The 6,390-nt window shown below is 58.8% G+C and carries 7 protein-coding genes and 1 tRNA gene; 5 read left to right on the forward strand and 3 right to left on the reverse strand.

Annotated elements, in window-relative coordinates; all coding sequences use genetic code 11:
* The first annotated feature begins 152 nt into the window (after positions 1-152).
* Positions 153-527, forward strand: a complete 375-nt coding sequence (locus tag E7813_RS05045) for a cation-transporting P-type ATPase (RefSeq protein WP_291571478.1) — start codon at positions 153-155, stop codon at positions 525-527.
* 24 nt (positions 528-551) lie between these two features.
* Here the strand turns inward: E7813_RS05045 and E7813_RS05050 are convergent.
* From E7813_RS05050 to E7813_RS05060, 3 genes are all read right to left on the reverse strand, one after another.
* Positions 552-641: transfer RNA gene (locus E7813_RS05050), tRNA-Ser, on the reverse strand.
* A 68-nt stretch (positions 642-709) separates the two neighbouring features.
* Positions 710-1,867, reverse strand: a complete 1,158-nt coding sequence (locus tag E7813_RS05055; RefSeq protein ID WP_291571479.1) for a tyrosine-type recombinase/integrase — start codon at positions 1,865-1,867, stop codon at positions 710-712.
* Positions 1,864-2,469, reverse strand: coding sequence for a hypothetical protein (locus E7813_RS05060; RefSeq protein ID WP_291571480.1), 606 nt, complete (start codon positions 2,467-2,469; stop codon positions 1,864-1,866). Before E7813_RS05060 ends, E7813_RS05055 begins: the two co-directional genes overlap by 4 nt.
* Before the next feature lie 105 nt (positions 2,470-2,574).
* Between E7813_RS05060 and E7813_RS05065 the strand changes: the two genes are divergently transcribed.
* The 4 genes from E7813_RS05065 to E7813_RS05080 all read left to right on the forward strand — a co-directional run bounded on the left by E7813_RS05065 (position 2,575) and on the right by E7813_RS05080 (position 6,101).
* The gene (locus tag E7813_RS05065) at positions 2,575-2,946 is read left to right on the forward strand and encodes a helix-turn-helix domain-containing protein (protein WP_291571481.1); all 372 of its coding nucleotides are present in this window, start codon (positions 2,575-2,577) and stop codon (positions 2,944-2,946) included.
* Positions 2,947-2,982: 36 nt separating this feature from the next.
* Positions 2,983-3,156, forward strand: coding sequence for a helix-turn-helix domain-containing protein (locus tag E7813_RS05070; protein ID WP_291571482.1), 174 nt, complete (start codon positions 2,983-2,985; stop codon positions 3,154-3,156).
* Positions 3,157-3,317: 161 nt separating this feature from the next.
* Positions 3,318-5,039 carry a tyrosine-type recombinase/integrase gene (locus tag E7813_RS05075; protein ID WP_291571483.1) on the forward strand — a complete coding sequence of 574 codons (1,722 nt, stop codon included), beginning with the start codon at positions 3,318-3,320 and terminating at the stop codon, positions 5,037-5,039.
* A 6-nt stretch (positions 5,040-5,045) separates the two neighbouring features.
* On the forward strand, positions 5,046-6,101 hold the full coding sequence (locus E7813_RS05080) for a tyrosine-type recombinase/integrase (protein WP_291571484.1): 1,056 nt from the start codon (positions 5,046-5,048) through the stop codon (positions 6,099-6,101).
* Positions 6,102-6,390 lie beyond the last annotated feature (289 nt).

The raw sequence follows: 6,390 nt of genomic DNA on the forward strand, positions 1-6,390 counted from the left end.
CGGCAAGTTGCCGGCACCGCCGACCGGATGAGGATTCTCGCTTTTGAGCACGGCATCGCCTGCCTGCGCGCCCACCCGCGGTTTCTCGTCGATATTTTCAATTAGCTGCTGCAAGGTCTGCTCCGCCAACCAGTTCATTTTCTTTGTTAAAAATGGCATTGCCTGGCCGGGTCAGTATTGAGCGATATCAAACGATAGGAAAGCTGCAGACGTTAAATGGCGCAAATCGAGCCACCGTTGACTTATTGGAACCGAGCGGAGATATCGGCGCTTGGCCCGCAAAACCCATGAAAAATTCTGTGGTGGGACTTTCCAGCGTCGAGGCGCAACGCATTCGCGCCCAGGTCGGTCCGAATGCGACCCCGGATGTGGCCATTCATCCGGTGCGGCTGGTGCTGGGCAAATTTATGGCGCCTGTCTCTGTCCTGCTTGAGATCGCCATCGTTTTGGAACTGGCGCTCGGCGAATATGTCCAAGGATCGATCATAGCGGCACTTCTCGTATTCAATACCGCACTCGGATTGTAGCGCCCGGGCCGGACACTTAAAAACTGGCGGAGAGGGAGGGATTCGAACCCCCGATAGGCTTGCACCTATGCCGCATTTCGAGTGCGGTGCATTCGACCACTCTGCCACCTCTCCAAGCCATTGAAAACACTAAATAAATAATGGAATGGTCAATTCCAAAATCGGCGTTTGCTACCGCTTTGCTACCCAATGTTTTCGGCGCGCTTCTTTTCTGCGATTTGATAGGCCTCGTCAACGCGCGCGGCGGCGTCCTCTTGCATTCCCGGTAGGACATGACTGTAGAGATCGAGCGTAATGCCGACGCGGGAATGGCCCAGGCGCTCGCTTGCGACTTTCGGGTGAACGCCGGCAGCCAACATATGCGTAGCATGGGCGTGGCGAAGATCATGGAAACGGATGCGCGGCAGCGCCGTCGTAATGGTTGACCACATCTGAGAGAGACTCCGTGGCTGCATCGGCTCTCCGTCTTGGCGGGTGTAGACAAACGTCGTGTCGGATTGCCTCACGCCGAGCCCTAACAGCTCTTCAGCTTGGGCGAGGCGATGCTGGCGCAATTCGGCTGTCACCGTTGCCGAAAGCGCGACTGTGCGCCCCCTGCCCGATTTTGGTGGCTTGTATCGAATACCCGCGGCTGTCTGTTCCGCGCTCTCCACCACCATCATCTTACCCGCAGCGAGATCGATGTGGCCCCATCGTAGCGCGACAATCTCCCCTCGCCGCAGCCCGCACATCACTCCGAGGAGAACCGGCAAACGAAGCCGCGATTCACGCAGTTCCTCTAACAGCTTGACGGTCTGGGTCATGTCATACGTCGTTAGTGTTCCGCGCTCGACTTTCGGAGGATCGACCGCATCAGCTGCGTTTCGCGCCAGCAACTCCCACCGAACCGCTTGTCCCAGGGCCTGCTTAATAAGGCGATGCATATATACGACAGTGGACGGAGCCAAGCCGCCCTTGCCGTCCCGGCGTCCGCTCGTGAGGGCCCTGCTATAGACCGCTGAAATCTGTGCTGGCCGCAACTTGGTCAGGAAGACGGCGCCAAGCGCTGGGACGATATTTTTGCGAACTATCTCGCAATAACGCTCATGCGTCCGCGGCGAGACCTGTGATTTCGCGTGATCAAGCCAGCGTTCCAAAAACTGAGCAACGGTGGTCTTACCCGGCTCTAAGTATGTCCCACCCGTCATTTCGGATATCAGGCGCGCGCATTCAACCTGTGCTTCGCGCTTGGGCCCGTGGAAGGAATGCCACTTTCGTCTTCGCTTTCCGGTCTCCGGGTCGCGCAAATCAATTATGATTGCCCAGTGACCCGGGGACCGTTCGCGAATATGGCCCTTCATACTTTCCTCCCTTTAGATCTTGGCGTTGTTGGCCGCATCGATTGCGGCGCAGAGGTCATTTCGGGCAGTTGACCTGTTGCGCGGTCGGCTAGCTCGCCCAACTGGTCCTTAAGTCGCGCCATAGCCCGTTGGCGTTTGGTGCTCTTCTTGAGTTGGCGCGCGGGATCAGCGGTCTGAACTTCCCGAACGATTTCCAGAACGGGCGCATCAAACTGCGGCGACTCGACCATTAGATCAGTCGAGGTCAACTGATGCGGATGAAAAACTTTCAACGTCCGCGTGATTACTTCAAGCGCTTGGGCGAACAAGTTCGCATCCGCTGTCCAATGAATTTTCGGATCCTTTAGGCTACACAGCGAGTTCACAGCCTGTGCCGCGAGCTTCATGAGCGCATAAGTGCGTAGATCACCAAAAGTGCCTTCGATCTCCTCGTCTTCATCTAAGCCACGACGAAGCTGGTGTTCGAACTCCTGAGAGACGCTGCGGCCCGATTTCACCGCGGCCTGCTGTAATTTTGTCCAAGTGTCCTCCCGGACCCGCGAGGCAAAAACCCGCTTCTTTTCGGGGTATTCACCTTTCGGCCGCCTTCCGCGCTTCGCCATTAGTTACCTCTCTGCCGAATTTGTCATACGAAACAGACGTTGTGCAGTCAAGATCGCTCTGGCATAATAACATACGAAACGTACGTCAAATGGGCAGACACCGCCGTGAACGAAAAGCCGACAGATCGCCGGAACGCAGCCGCGGCGGCTGAGCGTCTGACTTACGACGTGCCCGAAGCTGGTCGACTGCTTGGGCTCAGCCGCAACGGCGCCTACGCGGCCGCGAAAGCTGGGTTAATCCCAGTGCTTGAGATGGGTGGCCGCAAGTTGGTGCCCAAGATCGCGCTGCACCAAATGCTCGCCGCTGCAGGCGCCGACTGGGAACGCGCGCGCGAGGCCGCGGCCGAGCGCTCAGTATCTGGAAAAGGTGAAGGTCTGACCATCAGGCAAAGAACTGCTTCTCGTGAGGAACCGCGGGATTGGACGCCTCCCGATGGCGTCGAAACTAGCGTTCCAGCGGCTAATCGAAAGCGATGACCGATGCCCCCGCGCAAGCCGAAACCCGGTGAGCCGATGAAATTCTTCACCATCGCGGAGGTGGCGGAGATTGTCGAAGTCGCGACCCGGACAGTCCGACGCTGGATCAAATCCGGCGATCTTGTCGCGTACCGGTTTCGAGGCCTCGTGAGGATTGGCGCAGCCGATCTGAACGAGTTTCTCGAAGCGCACCGTGGTGAGGAACCGTGAAAGTGCATCTCAGATTCTCACAATAAATCAATAGGATAAACGAAGTCGGGAAGACATCTACGGTATAGAATTGCCATCTACTCCCCATATGTCTTCCCGAATGTCACCCCCTGTCCGTCCGGGTCCGACCCTGACCCCCGCGGTCTACTGGAGAGAAGCCCATGAAAACCATCCCTTATCCAGATACCTCCATCCCGGCGACGCTGCAAACCGTCCTCGACAGGCTTGCCGATGCTGGCGGGCTATCGGAGAACCGCAGGCGCGACCTGAGGTCGGCCGTCACCGCCTTCGCAAAGCTCCGTGGCCAGCCGGCCTCGGAAATCCGGCTCGATCTCGCTGAGATTCGGCGGACTCTCGACGCGATGGAACCGGCGTGGGCAAAGGTCACGCGCAAGCGCTGGGCGAACCTGCGCAGTGACCTCGCCGCCGCCATCGACGCCTCGGGCCTACTGCCGATGCTCACGACCCGCGACCTCGGTCTTGATGATGCCTGGAGTGACCTCCTTGCTTCTGCCGACCGGTGGATCCGCCTCCGCCTCTCACGCCTCGCCCGATGGGCGAGCCAGAACCGGATTGCTCCGCAGGACGTCAACGCCGCCACGATTGACCGCTTCATTGCCGAGTTGCATGCGGCAACCCTGGTGCGAAAGTTGAAGTACCTCTCCCGCAACGTTGCCAGAGGATGGAACGCCCTTGTCGCTCTCCATGGGGACGCCGGTCTGCAGCCTGTTGCCATCCCGGCGAACGGGCGTCTGCTGATCCGGATTCCTTGGCGGCAACTACCACCGTCATTCCAGGAGAACGTTGAACGGTATAAGACCTGGGCCTCCATGCCCGACCCGCTCGACGAGGGGGCTCGGGCCAGGGCCCTCTCGCCGCGGTCCCTGCGCCTGCAGCAACAGCACATCCATTCAGCCGCAGCTGCCGCGGTTGCGGCCGGCATCCCACTGGAACAGCTGACGTCCTTGGCCAGCCTGGTCGACGTCGAGACCTTCCGAGTCATCCTGCGCCATCGTTGGCGCGAGGATGGAGGCAAGCTGTCGGCCTACACGCATGGCCTTGCAGTGACGTTGATCGCAATCGCGTCGGAATGGGTGAAAGCGCCTCCGGATTCTGTCGCAGCTCTCAAGGCGCTTCGGGGCAAGCTCGGAACGCTGCCGGGCGGCTTGACCGACAAGAACCAGGCGTTGCTGCGCACCTTCGACGACCAGCGCCTGCTGGCGGCCTTGGTTGCGTTGCCCGATCGCCTCTGGAATGCAGCGCGGCGGGGTCTGGCGACATCACAGTCGCCATTTACCGATTTGCAGAGTGCGCTCGCGATCGATCTGCTGCTCCATGTGCCACTTCGCATGCACAACTTGGCTGCATTGGATTTTGAGCGCCATCTGCATTGGCCTCAGGGACCAGGAAAGCCGGCACTCCTCACCTTTGCGAGCGACGAGACCAAGAATGACGTCCGGCTTGAATTCGAGATCCCAACCGCGCTCGCCGACCGCCTCCTCGTCTATCGCAACGAGATCGCACCCGCGGTGATCGGCGCGCGTCCCAACGCAGTGTTCGTTACGAGGACAGGCAAGCCTAGGAGTCAGGCGGCAATCATGGTCGCCATCGAGAAGACGGTTCGCCGACATTTGGGCGTGAAACTCACCCCGCATCAGTACAGGCATCTGGCAGCAAAAATAATTCTGGACGCCAGCCCGGGCGCTTTCGAGCTGGTCCGGCAGTTGTTGGGCCACACGAGCATGAAAACCACTACCTCATTTTATGCCGGCATCGACACGAGGAGAGCCGGACGCGCACATGCCAACCTCGTTATGAAGCTGCGACAGCCCAAGTTGAGCCGTCGGCGCCGCGACCGTAAGCCACGAACGCGGGAGGACTAATTTGTCATGCCCGGACGTGAACCGCGACTCCATCTAACCTATAATCAATGGCCGGTAGCCGACCGGTTGCTCTGGGAACGAGCCTTTTGCAACGATGATCCCTTCGCCGAGGCAACGCGCTTGGCCAAGGCCTCGCAGGAGGGTTGTCTGTGGGCTTGGCGACGATTCCTAGGGTTCTTGGCAATCTATGAGCCGACCGCACTGGAAATAGCGCCGAACGAACGGTTGACTGCCGAGCGCGTACGAGCCGTCGTTTCCCATCTTGCCGAGACCAACGCACCAAGATCGGTCGTGAGCCATGTTAATGCGCTCTATCTGGGCGCTCGGGTGATGATGCCGGAACACGATTGGAGCTGGCTTAAGGCTATCAAAGCGCGGCTCCTCGCGGCCGCACCCGCCCGATCTCAAGCCAGGCCCGTAATCACCAGCGTCCAATTGCTCGACATTGGTCAGCAGTTGATGGACGAAAACAAACCAGAACCGGGCGCTCCGATCAGCCTGCATGATGCCATCCGCTACCGCGATGGCTTGATGGTTGCGCTCCTCGCCTTTGTTCCGATTCGACGCAAGAATCTTGCTGCACTTGAGATCGATCGCCACCTTGTCCGGGAAGGTAGTCGATGGTTTGTCGTAATTCCACGCGAGGAGACAAAAACAGGCACGCCCATTGAGTTCTTGCTCCCCGAATTGCTGGTCTTGTATCTCACCGTTTATCTGGATGTCGTTCGTCCACGGATACTCCGGGGTGCGACCTGCTCTGCACTCTGGGTGAGTCCCATAGGCAACCGCGCTCTCTCAGAGGTGGGACTCGAAAAAAGCTTCAATCGGCTCTCGATCCGCGTCGGCTTCCGCATCACTCCGCACGACGCAAGAGATGCGGCTGCCACAACTTGGGCCATTGCAATGCCCGGTCAGATCGGCATTGCACGCGACCTCCTTGCTCATAGCGATCTGCGCACCACCACGAGGCATTACAATCGGGCAAGAGGGATCGAGGCCAGTCGGGCATACCATCAGGTGACTGCTGCAATGCGTACAAAACGACCTTTTCGCAGGAGCTAAACTCGCTGCCTGTCCCATCAGCTTTGAAGTACGTTAATCAAAAATACATTCTGAGCGTCGAACGCTTCGACTCCCAGCACTTCTTGCCGTTGTAAATGAAAAAAATAGCTCATGGTTTAGATCGGCGAGCAGTCGTGACGCCCTTGAAATGGGATGTCTGTATTGCACCCCCGAGAACATCCGTCAGCCGAGCGTTTGCCCGTCGGCGGTGGCGATCAGGCCTCGGGGCACCAGCAAGAGGGTTGGCAGGATCAGGGCATAGACAATCGTGATCGCGAGGACGCAAACG

It is taken from the genome of Bradyrhizobium sp., from assembly GCF_004799405.1.
In the GTDB taxonomy this organism is placed as follows: Bacteria; Pseudomonadota; Alphaproteobacteria; order Rhizobiales; family Xanthobacteraceae; genus Bradyrhizobium.

What these genes read in the sequence shown, in the direction of transcription:
- E7813_RS05060 (WP_291571480.1), bottom strand. Translation starts at nt 2,469, where the DNA reads ATGGCGAAGCGCGGAAGGCGGCCGAAAGGTGAATACCCCGAAAAGAAG.
- E7813_RS05045 (WP_291571478.1), top strand. Translation starts at nt 153, where the DNA reads ATGGCATTGCCTGGCCGGGTCAGTATTGAGCGATATCAAACGATAGGA.
- E7813_RS05080 (WP_291571484.1), top strand. Translation starts at nt 5,046, where the DNA reads ATGCCCGGACGTGAACCGCGACTCCATCTAACCTATAATCAATGGCCG.
- E7813_RS05070 (WP_291571482.1), top strand. Translation starts at nt 2,983, where the DNA reads ATGAAATTCTTCACCATCGCGGAGGTGGCGGAGATTGTCGAAGTCGCG.
- E7813_RS05075 (WP_291571483.1), top strand. Translation starts at nt 3,318, where the DNA reads ATGAAAACCATCCCTTATCCAGATACCTCCATCCCGGCGACGCTGCAA.
- E7813_RS05055 (WP_291571479.1), bottom strand. Translation starts at nt 1,867, where the DNA reads ATGAAGGGCCATATTCGCGAACGGTCCCCGGGTCACTGGGCAATCATA.